This window comes from Pseudomonas sp. W2I6 (genome assembly GCF_030815935.1).
GTDB lineage: Bacteria > Pseudomonadota > Gammaproteobacteria > Pseudomonadales > Pseudomonadaceae > Aquipseudomonas.
In genome coordinates this window covers 3,337,908-3,353,136 of the sequence record NZ_JAUSXJ010000001.1, presented here as the reverse complement: position 1 = coordinate 3,353,136, position 15,229 = coordinate 3,337,908, and the positions used below count along the sequence as shown (strand labels likewise).

Annotated in this window: 16 protein-coding genes and 1 riboswitch; of the genes, 10 read left to right on the top strand and 6 right to left on the bottom strand. The window is 61.4% G+C overall.

Translation table 11 applies throughout. The features are described 5' to 3' along the window. The first annotated feature begins 200 nt into the window (after positions 1–200). The gene (locus QF039_RS15625) at positions 201–2,294 is read left to right on the top strand and encodes an EAL domain-containing protein (protein WP_102604784.1); all 2,094 of its coding nucleotides are present in this window, start codon (positions 201–203) and stop codon (positions 2,292–2,294) included. Here QF039_RS15625 and QF039_RS15620 read toward each other — a convergent pair. Next, complete coding sequence (locus QF039_RS15620) at positions 2,272–3,138, bottom strand: LysR family transcriptional regulator (protein WP_177066583.1); 867 nt, start codon at positions 3,136–3,138, stop codon at positions 2,272–2,274. The genes QF039_RS15625 and QF039_RS15620 overlap by 23 nt on opposite strands. Positions 3,139–3,230: 92 nt before the next feature. Between QF039_RS15620 and QF039_RS15615 the strand changes: the two genes are divergently transcribed. Continuing rightward, positions 3,231–3,785, top strand: coding sequence for a DUF4865 family protein (locus QF039_RS15615; protein ID WP_102604786.1), 555 nt, complete (start codon positions 3,231–3,233; stop codon positions 3,783–3,785). Between the two features lie 40 nt (positions 3,786–3,825). On the opposite strand, the gene QF039_RS15610 is transcribed toward QF039_RS15615, so the two are convergent. Together QF039_RS15610 and QF039_RS15605 are read right to left on the bottom strand one after the other, a co-directional pair. Further along, on the bottom strand, positions 3,826–4,554 hold the full coding sequence (locus QF039_RS15610; protein ID WP_032899583.1) for a CbtA family protein: 729 nt from the start codon (positions 4,552–4,554) through the stop codon (positions 3,826–3,828). A gap of 15 nt (positions 4,555–4,569) precedes the next feature. After that, on the bottom strand, positions 4,570–4,782 hold the full coding sequence (locus tag QF039_RS15605) for a CbtB domain-containing protein (protein ID WP_003208073.1): 213 nt from the start codon (positions 4,780–4,782) through the stop codon (positions 4,570–4,572). Positions 4,783–4,813: 31 nt separating this feature from the next. After that, positions 4,814–4,953, bottom strand: a riboswitch (cobalamin riboswitch). Positions 4,954–4,980: 27 nt separating this feature from the next. Here QF039_RS15605 and QF039_RS15600 point away from each other — a divergent pair. From QF039_RS15600 to QF039_RS15590, 3 genes are read left to right on the top strand one after another with little or no spacing between them, the layout of a single operon-like run. Further along, a complete protein-coding gene (locus QF039_RS15600) occupies positions 4,981–5,544 on the top strand; it encodes a histidine phosphatase family protein (protein ID WP_307519311.1) in 564 nt (187 codons plus the stop codon). A gap of 58 nt (positions 5,545–5,602) precedes the next feature. Further along, positions 5,603–6,358: a precorrin-6A synthase (deacetylating) gene (gene cobF, locus QF039_RS15595; protein ID WP_003208076.1), complete on the top strand. Its 756-nt coding sequence runs from the start codon at positions 5,603–5,605 to the stop codon at positions 6,356–6,358. Positions 6,359–6,370: 12 nt separating this feature from the next. Then, complete coding sequence (locus QF039_RS15590) at positions 6,371–7,090, top strand: alpha/beta hydrolase (RefSeq protein ID WP_087694209.1); 720 nt, start codon at positions 6,371–6,373, stop codon at positions 7,088–7,090. A 145-nt stretch (positions 7,091–7,235) separates the two neighbouring features. Here QF039_RS15590 and QF039_RS15585 read toward each other — a convergent pair whose 3' ends face one another. Together QF039_RS15585 and QF039_RS15580 are read right to left on the bottom strand one after the other, a co-directional pair. Beyond that, complete coding sequence (locus QF039_RS15585) at positions 7,236–7,814, bottom strand: hypothetical protein (RefSeq protein WP_307519308.1); 579 nt, start codon at positions 7,812–7,814, stop codon at positions 7,236–7,238. A 72-nt stretch (positions 7,815–7,886) separates the two neighbouring features. Continuing rightward, positions 7,887–9,695, bottom strand: coding sequence for a monovalent cation:proton antiporter-2 (CPA2) family protein (locus tag QF039_RS15580; protein ID WP_307519307.1), 1,809 nt, complete (start codon positions 9,693–9,695; stop codon positions 7,887–7,889). A 359-nt stretch (positions 9,696–10,054) separates the two neighbouring features. Between QF039_RS15580 and QF039_RS15575 the strand changes: the two genes are divergently transcribed. The 3 genes from QF039_RS15575 (at position 10,055) to QF039_RS15565 (ending at position 11,733) form a co-directional block, all read left to right on the top strand. Then, positions 10,055–10,420, top strand: a complete 366-nt coding sequence (locus QF039_RS15575; RefSeq protein ID WP_003208083.1) for a type II toxin-antitoxin system RelE/ParE family toxin — start codon at positions 10,055–10,057, stop codon at positions 10,418–10,420. Continuing rightward, positions 10,413–10,718, top strand: coding sequence for an XRE family transcriptional regulator (locus tag QF039_RS15570; protein ID WP_003208085.1), 306 nt, complete (start codon positions 10,413–10,415; stop codon positions 10,716–10,718). Before QF039_RS15575 ends, QF039_RS15570 begins: the two co-directional genes overlap by 8 nt. 118 nt (positions 10,719–10,836) lie before the next feature. After that, positions 10,837–11,733, top strand: a complete 897-nt coding sequence (locus QF039_RS15565) for a LysR family transcriptional regulator (protein ID WP_256579771.1) — start codon at positions 10,837–10,839, stop codon at positions 11,731–11,733. Here QF039_RS15565 and QF039_RS15560 read toward each other — a convergent pair. Beyond that, the gene (locus QF039_RS15560; protein ID WP_003208087.1) at positions 11,723–12,124 is read right to left on the bottom strand and encodes a RidA family protein; all 402 of its coding nucleotides are present in this window, start codon (positions 12,122–12,124) and stop codon (positions 11,723–11,725) included. The two genes, QF039_RS15565 and QF039_RS15560, sit on opposite strands and share 11 nt — an antisense overlap. A 181-nt stretch (positions 12,125–12,305) precedes the next feature. Here QF039_RS15560 and QF039_RS15555 point away from each other — a divergent pair, with 181 nt between their 5' ends. Together QF039_RS15555 and QF039_RS15550 are read left to right on the top strand one after the other, a co-directional pair. Continuing rightward, a complete protein-coding gene (locus QF039_RS15555) occupies positions 12,306–13,859 on the top strand; it encodes a DUF726 domain-containing protein (RefSeq protein ID WP_307519303.1) in 1,554 nt (517 codons plus the stop codon). A gap of 41 nt (positions 13,860–13,900) precedes the next feature. After that, positions 13,901–15,220 (top strand): Nramp family divalent metal transporter, encoded by a 1,320-nt coding sequence (locus QF039_RS15550; protein ID WP_087694160.1) that lies wholly within the window; start codon positions 13,901–13,903, stop codon positions 15,218–15,220. Positions 15,221–15,229 lie beyond the last annotated feature (9 nt).

The window sequence follows — 15,229 nt, the reverse complement described above, 5'->3', positions numbered from 1 at the left end:
TACGACAACCAGTGCGCCAAAGGATGGGCCAACCCGAGCCAATCGACAAGCAGCAAGCCCCTGCGGTGATTCTGAATAAATGCGCCAGGGGCGGCAAAAGCCTTTCGCTTGCGGTGTCAGGGCGTGTAGCGTTACCCCGTGATAAGGCGACAGCCAGGTGTTATTTTGCGACCCTGGCATCAGGGACCGAGGGACAGGTGATGGCGCAAACGCTGTTCAAGCTTTTCTTCACCCAGCGGCTGGCGGCCCTCGCCAGTACCGAGTCGTTGCGGGCCATACGCGAGGGGCTGTTGTGGATCCTGCCGTGCCTGCTGGTATCGGCCGGTTTCCTGATCCTGTCCGAATGCGCCCGAGTGCTGGGTTTCGACCCTCAGGTGGTGGCCTTCCTGGCGGGGTTGCACAACCAGATCAGCTCGGTGATCCCGCTGCTGGTGGCAGCCTCCATCGGTTACATGCTCGCGATCCAGCACCGCCTGCCGCAACTCCCGGTAGCGTTCCTGTGCCTGGCCCATGTAGTGATCGCCACGTTTGTGCTGCGGGATTTTCCCCGAGCCTCGGCGACCTTCGTGTTGTTCATCGCCATCGCCTCACCGCTGATCAATGTGCCCGCCATCGCCTGGCTGCATCGGCGTCGCTGGACGCGGTTGATCAACGAAGACCTGGTGGGGCACAACCTCAAGGGCACCCTCAATATGGTGGTGCCGGGGGCGATCACGGCGCTCGGGCTGGTGCTCGTGCTGTCGTTGCTGTTGCAGATTCCGCAGGTGGCACAGCTTCAGGGGCCGCAGGTGCTCGATGCACTGGAGACGCCCTATGGCAGCGGCCTGTTTGTGACCCTGATGAATTCGCTGCTGTGGTTTTTCGGGATCCATGGGGTCTACGCCATGCAGCCGTTTTTTGATGTGCTGGACCAGGCGGTCGGACTCAATAATGCGGCGGTGGCCGCGGGCGAGCCGGTCAAATATCTACTGAATGGCGGCTTGCTGGGCAGTTTCGCGTTTATCGGCGGTTCGGGTGGTGCCCTGTGCCTGCTGCTGGCGATCCTGCTGTTTTCCAAAAGCCGGTCCATGCGATTGGTGGCGATGGCGAGCCTGCCGTTGTCGTTGTTCAATGTCAGTGAAGTGCTGTTGTTTGGCTTGCCGATCATTCTTAACCCGCGGCTGTTCATTCCCTTTCTGGTGGTCCCGGCGTTCAACGTGATACTGGCGTTGATGGTGGTGCAGATTGGCTGGGTGTCGCCTGCGGTGGTGAGCGTGCCATTTACCGCGCCGGTGTTGCTCAACGCCTACCTGAGCACCCACGGCGATCTCGCGGCAGTGTTGCTGCAGGTGGTGTTGCTGGGGGTTGGCATGCTGATCTATGCGCCCTATGTGCGTGCGATCAACCGCCAGGCCACGGAGGGCGGCACGGTGTATTTGAAGTCGCTGGACATGACCTTTCGCGGCCTGGAAGAAAAAGGCCGCTTGCTGGAGCTGGACCCGGTGATGGCGTCCCACAAGGCCCAGGCGCGCCAGGTCAGCGAGTTGAGTCATATCCAGCAGATCAGCGACTACGAGTTCTACCTCGAATTCCAGCCGCAGATTTCCACCCGGACCGGGCTATGCACCGGTTGCGAAGCGTTGATGCGGGCCCGGGACGCCGAAGGTACGGTGCATTCACCCTGGGAGTTCCTGCAATGGCTGGCCCATGCCAGGTTGATGCCCGACGTGGATGTGTGGGTGGCATCCCAGGCTGTGCGCCAGTACCAGAAGTGGCAGAAGGTCGGGTTTACGTTGCCGATGACGATCAATATCTCCAGCGCCACGCTGACTACCCCGGCGTATGGTGATCGGCTGGTGGAGATACTGGCCCAGGCCCACGGGCAGGTTTCGGTGGAGATCACTGAGGATGCGCTGGTGGGCGATATCCAGGGCACGCGGCAGATGATCGAGAAGCTCCAGGCGATTGGTGCCAAGGTGTATATCGACGACTTCGGCACCGGATTTTCAGCGCTGAGTTACCTGCACCAGTTCCCCGTAGATTTCATCAAGATCGATCGCAGTTTCGTGGTCGCCCAGCATGATCCAAAGGGCGCCCAGGTGTTGACCGGGATGCTGCGGTTCTGTGAGGCGTTGAACCTCGGGGTGGTGGTGGAGGGCGTGGAAACCGCCGAGCAACTGGCGTTTTTGCAGTCGGGCTCGGAGCTGATCATCCAGGGCTGGTATTTCAGCAAGGCGCTGCCGGGCGATGAACTGGAGCGGTTCGTGCGCGGGCGGTATACCCAGATGCAATCTAACGCTCCAGAACCCCTCTGAAGGTTGCGCTCAACGCCCGCAATGTCTCGCGGGAGCGGCCGTCGCTGATGCGGCTGTGCAGCACGATTTCACTGACGGGCAATGCCGGTAATCCGTACTGTTCGCTGACGTCCACGGCGCCCGCCGGCGCCACTCGCCGGGCCAGCGCCGCCACACCCAGGCCGGCGCTGACTGCCGCACCTACCGCCATTACGCCGCCGCCGACAAACACTTCGGTCCAGTCAATCCGCGCCTCATCCAGCGCGCGCACCGCCAGGTGTCGCACGCCGCAGGGCGAGGCCATTGTTGCCATGCGCAGGGGCGTGCCGGGCGTGTGCTGCCAGCTAGGCGCGGCGAACCAGCCAAAGCGCTCCACCACCAATACCTCACCGTCCTGGCGATCGCCTTCGTTGCGCACGATCACCGCGTCCAGTTCGTTGCGGTCGAACGCCGCCACCAGGTCGCGGGACGATGCAATCCGCACCTCCAGGATCACCAGCGGGTCATAGGCGGCCAGGCGGCTGAGCCACAGTGGCAGGTCCGGCCCGGCCACGTGGTCGCTGATGCCGATCACCAACCGTCGCGGGGCGCCATTGCCCATGTCACCCAACGCCCGTTCGTGGGCATTGAGCAATGCGCGGGCGGCGACGATGAACTGCTCGCCCTGGGGCGACAGCCGCACATGCCGCGGTGTGCGCACCAGCAGGCGATAACCGAGGCGTTCTTCCAGGCGCTTGAGCTTGAGGCTGATGGCTGCCTGCGAGGTGTCCAGTGCCTGGGCCGCGCGGGTGAAGCTGGCGAAATCGGCGACCAGGACAAAGGCGTGCACGGTGTCGATATCCAGCGGCTTGAGCGCGTCGGTCATTTCAGTTCCTTATCACATCTATATCCGGTGATATCTTGCTGAAATCATGGGCGCTGCGCAAGCTGGGCACTCATCTGAACAGGAGCGCCATGATGTTTGCCAAACAGTATTCACACCGCTTGCCAGCCGATTACGACATGGGTGTCATCCGTGAGCGGGCCGCTCGCCTGGGGCCGTTGTGGGATCATGCAGAGGGTTTGCTGTTCAAGGCGTTTATCGCCCAGGAGCGAGGGCAGGGGCCGGGGGTGGGTAACCTGTATTCGTCGGTTTATCTGTGGTCGGATCCTTTGCAGGCTGCGGATTTCTTGCTCGGCGAGCGCTTCCAGAAGGTCCTCGACAGTTTTGGCCAGCCGCACATTGAGTCCTGGTTACCGCTGGACGTGCAGCGAGGTCCGGCGCAAGACGCCTTGAGCCTGTATCGGGAGGAGTGGGCGCTGGCGCCGGGGGCGGACCGCGGGCAAATCCTCGCCGCAGAAAAGGCCCGCAACCAGCAGCTCGCTGACAGTAGCGATAACTTCGCGGTGTTTCTGGCGCTGGATGTGCAGGCGTGGAAGCTGGTGCGAATTACCTTGTCGGCCAAGGTGCTGGATGTGAACCATCCGGGCAATGGCTACGAGGTGTTCTACCTGGCGCGGCCCGGGGTGTGAATGCCGGTAGCCGCCGATGCGTCGGCGGCTACCTGTACCGTCAGGAATTGAGACGCGCCTGAGGCTGGCTCAGCTTGCGCTCGGCCACGGCGCCGAACACCAGGCCCAGGGTGGTCCACAGCACCAGTTGAATCCCCAGGGAGGCCACGCGGAATTTCCACAGCAACACTGCCGAGAACTGTTCCGGCACTTCGTTGATGGTCGGGAACAAGCTGCCGGCCACCGACACGATCACGATATACAGCGCCACACCGAGAATCGCGCCTGCCCATAGGCCACGGCTGGCAATCAGCTTGCGCGCCGCGTTGATCGCAATCACCGCAGCCGCCACCGACACCAGCAGCATCAGGAAGAACAGCTTGGTGCGTTGCGCGATGGTGGCCGGGTCGCCCACCGATGGCGGGTTGGCCGGATACTTCAGCCCCGGCACCACGATGATCGTCACAAACGCCGCCAATGCCAGCAGCGCTGCCAAGCCACGGGGGCCGACCTTGCCGATGCGGCCCAGGGAGTAGGCGAACACCAAGGCGAAAATGCCACCCAGGGAGACGCTGTACACCACCACGCCGGTGAACAGGCCGAAGGTACTTTGTACTTCGCGGCTCACCAGTTCTTCTTCCGGCGCGTCGCCGTGCATCTGTGCCATCTGATCTTCGAAGGCGATGGCCTTGTCGATCTGCGGCTCACCAAAAGTCTTGGCGAAGCCGAAGGCCAGGATGCCCGCGAGCAGGCCCACCAGCATCCCGCGAACGAGTAAATGCCCTGTCATGTCGTCACGCTCCAATCAATGGCAGGGGAAACCCAGCAGGTGGCGACCGTCATGCACAAACTCATGCACGTACATGCCTTTGAACACGGCCGTCGCGCCTTGCTCGGCGCCGACGAAGTAAATCGCGAGCAACAGCAGCAGGCCGCCGAAGATCGCCCAGGGCAGGATTTCGCCCAGGGGAATGGACGGTATTGAAACGTCGGAGCCAGTTGCAGCGGTATAAGCCATGAGAACCTCCAGGGATGACGCGTCCCGAAATGGATAGCGAGTTGGCTGAAACAGGGTCTGGCTTACGGCTAGAAGGCCGAATACAGTGGCGCGACCGCGCCGGCATTGAACCGGCTTCCTGTTGCAGAATAGTTGAAACATGTTGAAACAACTTCGCAAGTCTACGCTGACTGCACCTTAAAACCAGAGCGATTTGTCATGCAGGCCACCCGTTTGACCCTTGTTGCCCACGCCAGCACCCGTGCCCAGAAACAGGCACGCTTTGCGCTGGATGAGTCGGTGGAGATGGACTGGCAGCAGGCGGCGCTTTCCCAGGGGCAACGCTTCAAGCGTGCACCCCGGGTGCTGTGCGGCCCGGAGGCGCGGACCCGGCAGACGGCGGCGCTGTTTGCCGACGATGCTTTGGTTGAAACAGCCCTGCGCGATTGTGATTTTGGCCGCTGGCAAGGGTTGGCGATCGAGGAGGTTCAGCAGGCCGAACCCGAAGCGCTTCAGGCCTGGTTGACCGACAGCACCTCGGCGCCCCACGGCGGCGAGTCGGTAGTGCAACTGTGTGAGCGGGTAGGGCAGTGGTTGCAGTCCCTCGAGCAATCCCCGGGGCATGTCGTGGCGGTGACGCATCCATTTGTGATCCGCGCAGCGCTGCTGCATGTCATGCAATGCCCACCCGCCATGTTCAACCTGATCGACGTGGAACCGCTGTCATCCACCGAGTTGCGCTTCAATGGGCGTTGGCGCCTGCGCCTGGAAACTCACGCCTGACGTCCCGAACATGGCAAAATCCGTTCCCCGCACCGAGACCACCCATGAAGACTTTCCCATGAAACGCATCCTGATCATCGGCATTGGCGCCGGCAACCCTGACTACATCACGATGCAGGCGGTCAAGGCGCTCAACCGCACCGACGTGTTTTTCCTGATGGACAAGGGCCAGAGCAAGGACAAGCTGATCGACCTGCGCCGGGAAATCTGCGAGACCTACATCACCGATCACGCCTACCGCTTTGTCGAGGCCGATTGCCCCGAGCGGGTGCGCGGTGATATCGACTACACCACCGCCGTGAAGGACCTGAACCGCGACAAGCAGCAGACCTTCGAACGGATGATCAATGAAGAAATGGCCGATGGCGAAGTGGGCGCATTCCTGGCCTGGGGGGACCCGGCACTGTACGACAGCACCATTCGTATCCTGCAGGCGATCCTCGCCAGCGGCAGCTGCGAATTCGAGTTTGAAGTGATCCCCGGGATCACCAGCGTCCAGGCGTTGGCGGCGCAGCACAAAGTGCCGCTGAACCGCATCGGTCGCTCCATCGAAATCACCACCGGGCGCCGGTTGGCGGCGGGGCAGGCGAGTGATGCCGACACCCTGGTTGTCATGCTCGATGCCGAAGATTCCTACCGCACCGTGGCCGATCAGGACCTGGATATCTACTGGGGCGCCTACCTGGGCACACCGGATGAAATCCTGATCAGCGGCAAAGTGGCCGAGGTTGCCGAAGAGATTGAACGTGTGCGCAAGGCGGCGCGCCAGGCCAATGGCTGGATCATGGATACCTATTTGTTGCGCAAACCCTAGAGGTTGATGCTCATGCTCAAACTGATTGCCCTGACGGTAGCGCTGTTTACCGGCGCCGCACAGGCCGAAGACGTATTGCACACCGACCTGCCGCTGCCTTACCTGGAACAGACTCAAAGTGATGCCCGCAACGAGCCGCTGGTGATCTTCCTGCACGGTTATGGCAGTGACGAGGCCGACCTGTTCGGGCTCAAGGACCGCTTGCCGTCAACCTGGACCTACCTGTCTGCACGGGCACCGATGCCGGTGGAGGGCGGTGGTTATCGCTGGTTTCGCAAGAAGCCGGGCGATGGCGATTTTGATGGCGAGACCGCCGACCTGCAGAGCAGCGCCAAGCTGATCGAGGCCTTCGTCGCCCAGGCCACCACCAAGTACCACACCCAACCTGAGCGGGTGTTTCTGGTGGGGTTCAGCCAGGGTGCGATCATGTCGTACGAAGTCGGGTTAAGACATCCCGAAACCCTGCGCGGGATTGCGGCGTTGAGCGGCAGCCTGCTGCCGGTACTCAAAGCCGAACTCAAGCCGGATGCGCGACTGGGCAAGCTGGCGATTTTCATCGGTCACGGGACGCTGGACCAGGCGCTGCCGTACTACTCAGCAACGCGGGCCAACGAGGTATTGCAGGGAATTGGCCTCACCCCGGAATTCCACGGCTACCCGGGGATGATTCATACCGTCGGTGAGGCGGAGTTGCTGGACTTGAAGCAGTGGCTGGAAAAGAGCCTGCGTTGAATCCTGCGATGTGAACGCGATAAAAAATGTGGGAGCGGGCTTGCTCGCGAAGACGGTGTTGCAGTCAGCACATGTATTAACTGACCCACCGCATTCGCGAGCAAGCCCGCTCCCACATTGGATTTTCACTGCCAGATAAAACCGGTTATTTACCGCCGATAATCTGCTTCACCAACAGTGCATGACCGGCTTCATCATCCGCCCGGGAAATGGCCTGCACCACCAATTGGTGGCTGCCGGAGCCCGTCAGGAAGGTGGAACTCAGTGTCTTGCCACCGCCCATGGTCGCGGTGCTGTCGACCTGGCGCAGGGCCAGGCCTTTCACGGTGAGTTTCTTCTCGGCGCCTTTCTTGAAGTCCGGCAGGGCGGCGCTTTGTTCCTTGACGAAATCCGCCACGGCACCGTCGAGGAACTGCGGGTCGTTGTCCTTGATCAGGCCGGCGACACTCGGTTTTTCGACGACGAAGATCACGCTTTTGGTGGCCTGGTCACTGTACATCGTGCCGCTGGCGCCTGCGGTGCCGTGCTCGGCATCACCGCCCGGCAGTGGGTCGGCCAGGTAGGACTTGGGCAGGTTGAAGCTGAACTTGCCATCCAGGGTGGAGATGGTCTGGGTGGCGGTCTTCTGCGCCGCTGGCTTGCTGGCGGCGAGGACTTGGCTGGCGCCGAAGCCGGCGGCCAGCGCTAGGGCCAAGAGGGCTGCGGTCTTGCTGAGGGTGGCCATGAAGCTCTCCAGGGATGAACGAAATTGCGCCGTATTCTGTCAGAAAACTCGCAAGATCGTTCATCTCCATCCCTACACCTTGTCGGACTCTTCCTCGATCCGGTCCATCTCAAACAGCCGTGCCAGTTCCGTCCGGGCTTCCTGGGCAGACTGCATCACCTTGGCCGCGTCGTCATACACGGCGTGTTGGGCCGCCAGCAATTGCAGGTCATGGTTTTTGAAGCGGCTGATGCGCGCGTCGGCCTGGGCCTGGGTCAAGCCAAGGCCCACCAGGGTGCGGCGGCTCATTTCCAGGCTGGAGTAAAACGTCTCGCGCACCGGTGACGCGTCGAGGTCCACCAGGCGGTGCACATGCTGGCGGTTACGGGCGCGGGCGATGATCTTCATGTGCGGGTAGAGGCTGCGTACCAGCGCGGCGGTCTTGATGTTGATCTCGGGGTCGTCCATGGCGATCACGAAAAACTCGGCCTGGTCGACTTTCGCTGCGTGAAGGATTTCCGGGCGCTGCGGGTCGCCGTAGAACACCGGCATGCCGCCGAAACTGCGGGTCAGTTCGATGGTTTCCACCGAGGTGTCGAGGGCAATGAACGAGATGTTCTGTGCCCGCAGGATCCGCGCCACGATCTGCCCCATGCGGCCCATCCCGGCGATCACCACCCGTGGCGCATCGCTTTCGATGGCACGGTATTCCTCGGGCACTTCCACCGGCTTGGCCTTGGGCTTGAACAGCTTCGGGCAGAGCAACAGCAGCAATGGCGTCACGGCCATGGACAGGGTGATGGTCAGCACCAGGATGTCGTAGAGGTGCGGCTCGAACAGGCCCTGGTCGCGGCCGATCTTGAACACCACGAATGCGAACTCACCACCGGCTGCCAGCACCACGCCCAGGCGCAGCGCGCTTTCAGGGTTCAGGCCGCCTGCCAGGCGACCCACGCAAAACAGCAGCGGCAACTTGATGGCGATCAGCAGCAGGGTCAGCCCCAGCACGATCACCGGCGCGCTGAACAGCAGGCTGATATTGGCGCCCATGCCCACGCTGATAAAAAACAGACCCAACAGCAGGCCCTTGAACGGTTCGATCTGCGATTCCAGCTCATGCCGGTATTCGGAGTCTGCCAGCAGCAACCCGGCGAGGAAGGCGCCGAGGGCCATGGACACGCCCACCAGTTCCATCAGCCATGCGGTGCCGATCACCACCAGCAACGCGGTGGCGGTGGAGACCTCCCGCAGGCCGGTCTTGGCGACGATGCGAAACACCGGCCGCAACAGATAGCGCCCGCCGATGATCACCACGGCGATGCTGCCCAGTACTTCCAGGCCGTGTCGCAGGCCCTGGGAGGTGGTGGCGGGATGATCGCTGCCCGCGAGCAGCGGCACCATGGCGATCAACGGGATGGCGGCGATGTCCTGGAACAACAGAATCGCAAAGGCCAGTCGCCCGTGGGGCTGGTTGAGTTCCTTGCGCTCGGCGAGGCTTTGCAGGCCAAACGCGGTGGAGGAGAGCGCCAGGCCAAGGCCCAGCACAATCGCGCTGTTCCATGATTGGCCAAACACGAACAGCGCGACCACGCCGATCACGGTGCCCGTCAGCAACACCTGCGCCAGGCCTACACCGAACACTGCCTTGCGCATCACCCACAGACGCTTCGGTGACAACTCCAGGCCAATGATGAACAGCAGCAATACCACCCCAAGTTCGGAAAACTGGCTGACGCTTCGCGGGTTGCCCACCAGGCCCAGCACCGATGGGCCGATGATCACTCCGGCCAGCAAGTAACCCAGCACGGCACCCAGTTGCAGGCGCTTGGCCAGGGGCACGGTCAGGACGGCAGCGAGCAGGAATACAACGGCCGCTTGTAACAGGTTGCCTTCATGGGGCATTGGGAACTCCGGGATCGTTTTGCTGAATCAACAGGTTTTACTGTAGGAGCGAGCTTGCTTTGCAGGTCCCAAGGCCTTCGCCTCCGGGTTCATTGGATGTCGTCCGGTTCTTTCGCGGCACTCTCCAAACTATTAATACCATTTATTTCAATGAGTTTTATGCACGTGGCGGTCGGGATCATCCGTGGTGCCGGCGCTATGGTCGTGTCTTCAGCCGCGCGAAAGGGTGGTTTTTTATGGGCTGAGCATTGTGCGGGAATAATCTACAAACACTTTTCCGGGACAAACGGAAGCCTGTACAAGCCAGGAACTCCTACAGTTATGCCCTTGAGTTTATATTCCATGGATGGCATATTTGCATGAGTTGGGACGTTGAATACACGGACGAGTTTGGAATCTGGTGGGGCGGTCTGGATGCAAAGGAGCAATCCTCAGTATCGGCCAGTGTGGATTTACTGGGCCTTCTGGGGCCAGGCCTTGGCTTCCCCCACAGCAGTGACATCAAGGGCTCCAGGCATGGCTGCCTGCGAGAGTTGCGGGTGCAACATGCCGGGCGGCCTTACCGCGTCCTGTATGCATTTGATCCGCGCCGGTGTGCCTTGTTGCTGATTGGCGGGGATAAAACCGGTCGAGGCCGTTGGTATGACGAATACGTCCCGCTGGCTGAGAAGTTGTATGACGAACATTTGGAAACACTGCTTAAAGAGGGCCGTCACCATGGCTAAAAAATTCAGTGAGCTGCAGGCTCGCATGACACCGCAAGCCCGGGCCGATGCAGAGCGCATCTTCCAGCAACACCTGAAAGAAATGCCCCTGCATGAACTGCGCAAGGCGCAACAGATGAGCCAGGATACGCTGGCCAAGGCGCTGAATATCAATCAGGCGGCAGTGTCCAAAATGGAGCGGCGTACCGACATGTATATCAGCACGCTGCGTAACTATATCCGCGCCATGGGAGGAGAACTGGAGATTGTCGCTACGTTTCCTGATGGCCAGGTAAAGATCGAGAACTTTGCCCACTGAGTCATCCGCTCCGTCAAAGCCCGGCCATGCGCCGGGCTTTTTTGTTCGCTGAATGCCTGTCGTCATTGTGCAGCTTAATGGACAATACTCGCCATTCTTGCCCTCATCGGACATCAACGTGAACCAACTCCTCGCCATGCGTGCCTTCGTCCGTGTCGTCGAAACCGGCTCCTTCAGCCGCGCGTCCGACCAGTTGGCACTGCCGCGTTCCACCGTCAGTAAACTCATCACGGACCTGGAGAAGCACCTTGGCGTCAAGTTGATGCATCGCACCACCCGTGCGCTGGCGGCGACGCCGGAGGGGTTGGAGTACTACAGCCACGCGCTGTGCCTGGTGGCGGAACTCGATGAACTGGACAATGCCCTGCGCGGGCAGAAGCTCAAGCCCGGCGGCCACCTGAAAGTGGATGCGCCGGCGTCCTTTGCCAATTGCCTGCTGATCCCGGCGCTGGTGGATTTTCATCGTGAGTACCCTGAGATCACCATCGCCCTGGGCATCAGCGACCGCGCCGTGAATATCGTGGGGGAGGGTGTGGATTGCGTGCTGCGCGCTGGCAAGCTCGATGACATGGCAATGATCGCCCGCAAGGTTGTCGACCTCGAGTACGTCACTTGCGCGGCCCCCGGCTACCTGGAACGCATGGGTACGCCCGTGTCTCCCGAGGACCTCGAGAAGAACCACCTCAAGGCAGGGTATTTCTTTGCCGGGTCGGGTAAGCCGGAGCCGTTGATTTTCGAGAAGGGCGCGACTCGGTATGAGGTAGGCAACTGCGCGTTTTCCACCAACGAAGGCAACGGCCTCAAGGAAATGCTGCTCGCCGGCCTGGGCGTCGGGCAGCATTTCAAGACCATCGTTGACTACTACGTCGAGGCAGGCCAGTTAGTCCCGGTACTCGAAGACTGGACCCGGCCCGCCACGCCCTTGCACATCATCTATCCACCCAATCGCCATCAGAACGCCCGGCTGAAGGTGTTTATCGACTGGGTGATCGAGCGGTTCGGCGTCAGGCAATAATCGCTGTCACGCGGATTTCAATGCGCATTGCCGGCAGCCCCAGGGCTTCTACTCCCAGCTCAGTCCAGATGGGGGCGTGATTGGGCATGTAATGGCGGTACCACTTGACCATCTGCTCGTTCACCTCTGGCGGGAAACCTCCCACGTGGTAGGAATTGACGTGTACCACATGCTCCCAGCCGGCGCCGGCTGCCGCCAGGGTGCGTTCGAGGTTTTGAAAGGCCAGGGCGATCTCGTCGGTGAGGGATTCGGGAATCTGGAACTCGTCATCCCAGCCGCCCTGGCCCGAGGTTTCGACGCGGTTGCCGATTTTTACCGCCTGGGTGTAATGCAGGGTCTCGCGTGCAATGTCGCCGTAACCGGGTGTGATGAAAAACTCGGGCTTGCTCATGGTGTTCCTCGGTTTCAGTGGTTGACCCGACAAAGGTTAATGGACTGAATCTGCGAACAAAATCCGCGTTTCTTGTCATCACTGTGCAGGGATATGGATAGTCCGAGTATCAGTTTTTCACATTCCCGTAGCCCGCCCTTTGTTACTATCGCCCTCCGTCGTCGCCAGGAGTCACCGTCACATGCAACACCAGTGGGATGAAATGCACCGCACCCGCAAGCCCACGTTTGTATTGTGTGGCGAGCCCCAGGGGGATGTGCTCAATCTCTACGTGCATGGTTATTCGGCGTTCTTCAACCAGCAACAACTGGGTAGTTTCTCCCGGCAACTGGCAACCATCGAAGGCTCCACCAACCTGATGCTGTTCTGGCCGGCAGGGCATTTCCTGGAAAACCTGTTTGCGCCGTTCAAGGATGTGATTACCTCGATGTTGGGTGGCGGTAGCCTGGGTGCCGCAACCATCGGGGTGGGCAAGGCGATTGCCTATTTCCTCGACCACTACAAAAGCGTCGAGGCGCGGGTGGATGAGGTCGCCAAAAGCCTGCTGCCCGAATTGGCCAACTACCTCCATGGCGAGTCGATCAAGGTGCGGCAGATCAACCTGATCGGCCACTCCCTGGGCGCGCGCATCCTGGTCAAGAGCCTGCTGGCCAGCCCTGAGGTGGCCCGTGAGTTGCCGCTGAACAACCTGCTGCTGATGGGCGGTGCGATTTGTACCTCCAGCCCCTGGGACCTGGTCTCGGCGCCGCTCAGGGGGCGAGTGATCAACTGCCACTCGAGCAAGGATTGGGCGCTGGCGCTCAAGCCGGACACCGAGCGCTGCATCGGTCGTTATGCGATCCCGCTGACACCGGCGCTCAAGGCCAAGGTCGCCAACGTGCACCTGGCCACGTTCGACCACGCCGCGTATTGGCCGCAACTGAAGACGGTGGTGCAGTACACCGACCTGCTGCAGGAACGCCGGGGCATGATCCGCGCCGATCAACGCAGCAGCGAAGTGCGCTTTGCCGAAGAGGATGTCGAGCTGTTCCCGCTGCTGGTGCAGGCGCGGCCGGAGGAATTGCAGTTTTTCGCCGAGCTGATGGCGCAAAAGCGCAGTGCCTCTATCGACGCCACCGTGCGCGAGCCCTTGAAGCTGGCCATCGAGTTGCAGCGCATGGGCGGCGACACCTTTATGAACCTGGCCCGTGGTCATGGCGTGAGCTATCGCGAAATCGCCCAGGACGTGGCGCAGCGGGTGGGTATCAAGTTTGATCAACCGATCGAGAAAGTGGCCCTTGCTGATCTGGAACTGCAGGTTGCCGAGCGGCTGATCGAGCAATACAAGGACAGGCTCAGCCAGGCTGATCGCCAAGTGTTCGAGGCAGAGTTGAACGCCGCGGCACAAAAGGAACAGGGTTTTTTCAATCGTTTCGATGTCGGGCGCTCAGCCACCACTGCCCTCAGCGGGACCGCGCTGGCCGGGTTGACCGGGTTTATCCTGCGCCGGGGCGCGGCCACGGCCATTCCGGTGGTGGGGCAGGCGCTCGCGGCGGCGATGCTGCTGGTGACCGGCGTGCGGGCGTTTTCCGGCCCCGCGTATTCCATCACCACCCTGGCGGTGCTGGTGATCGGGGTGATTCGCGAGCGCCTGGAGCGTGAAGCACTGAACCAGGAGATGGATCTGGTGGTCCAGGTGGTAGAGGCATTTGATCTGCCCCGGGAGACGGTGATGCGTACCGTTGCGTCTGACTGATAAGCTGCGTTCACGTCTTGTGTGAAAGCCTGGTACCCCGCGTGAAATTCAGCCTGCCCAAAATCGCTACCGCCCCGTTCTGCCCGCCGGAAGTCGCCGGCTCCATCGTCGTTGATCCCCGTGCCTCGTTTTTCAAACGTGCGCTGATGTTTGCCGGCCCTGGCTTGCTGATCTCCATCGGCTACATGGACCCGGGCAACTGGGCAACGGCCATCGAGGCCGGTTCGCGCTACGGCTACAACCTGTTGTTCGTGGTGCTGCTGGCGAGCCTGGCGGGGATGGCGGTGCAGTGCCTGTGCTCACGGCTGGGCATCGCCACCGGCAAGGACCTGGCGCAACTGAGCCGCGAGCGCTACAGCCGGCGCTCGTCGTTCGTGCAGTGGATCCTTGCGGAAATCTCGATCATCGCCACCGACCTCGCCGAAGTCCTCGGCTGCGCCCTGGCGTTTCACCTGTTGCTGGGCGTGTCACTGACCACCGGGATTGTCATCACTGCCTTCGATACCTTGCTGATCCTGGCCCTGCAAAATCGAGGTTTCCGCCGGCTGGAAGCGATCATGCTGGCACTGGTGGCGACCATCGGCGTGTGTTTCTTCATCGAGCTGGTGCTGATCAAGCCTTACTGGCCCGACGTGTTTCGTGGTTTCACCCCGTCGTTGTCCGCCATCAGTGATGCCGCACCGTTGTACCTGGCCATTGGCATACTGGGGGCCACGGTGATGCCCCATAACCTCTACCTGCACAGCTCCATTGTGCAAACCCGGCTGGTCGGCAAGGACCTGGCCAGCCGCCAGGACGCGGTGAAACTGGCGCGTATCGATACCATCGGTTCCCTGTCCCTGGCACTGCTGGTCAACGCGGCAATCCTGATACTGGCCGCCGCCGCGTTCCACCAGACCGGCCACACCGATGTGGTGGAAATCCAGGACGCCTATCACTTGCTCGACCCGCTGGTGGGTGGCGCGTTCGCCAGCGTGCTGTTCGGTGTTGCGCTGTTGGCTTCGGGCCAGAGCTCCACGTTCACCGGCACCATTGCCGGGCAAGTGATCATGGAAGGCTACCTCAACCTGCGCATTCCCTGCTGGCAGCGACGCCTGATCACCCGTGGCCTGGCGCTGATCCCGGCGTTCCTCGGGGTGTGGCTGATGGGGGATGATGCCATCGGCAAGCTGCTGATCCTCAGCCAGGTGGTGTTGAGCCTGCAGTTGCCGTTTGCGTTGTTTCCGCTGATCCGCATGACGGGTGACAAGCGCCTGATGGGGCCGTTCGTCAACAGCTTGCCTACGCGGCTGCTGGCCTGGAGCTTGTTTGTGGTGATCAGCGGGGCGAATGCCTGGCTGATCGGGCAGTGGTTGTTTTGAGCGAAGTGA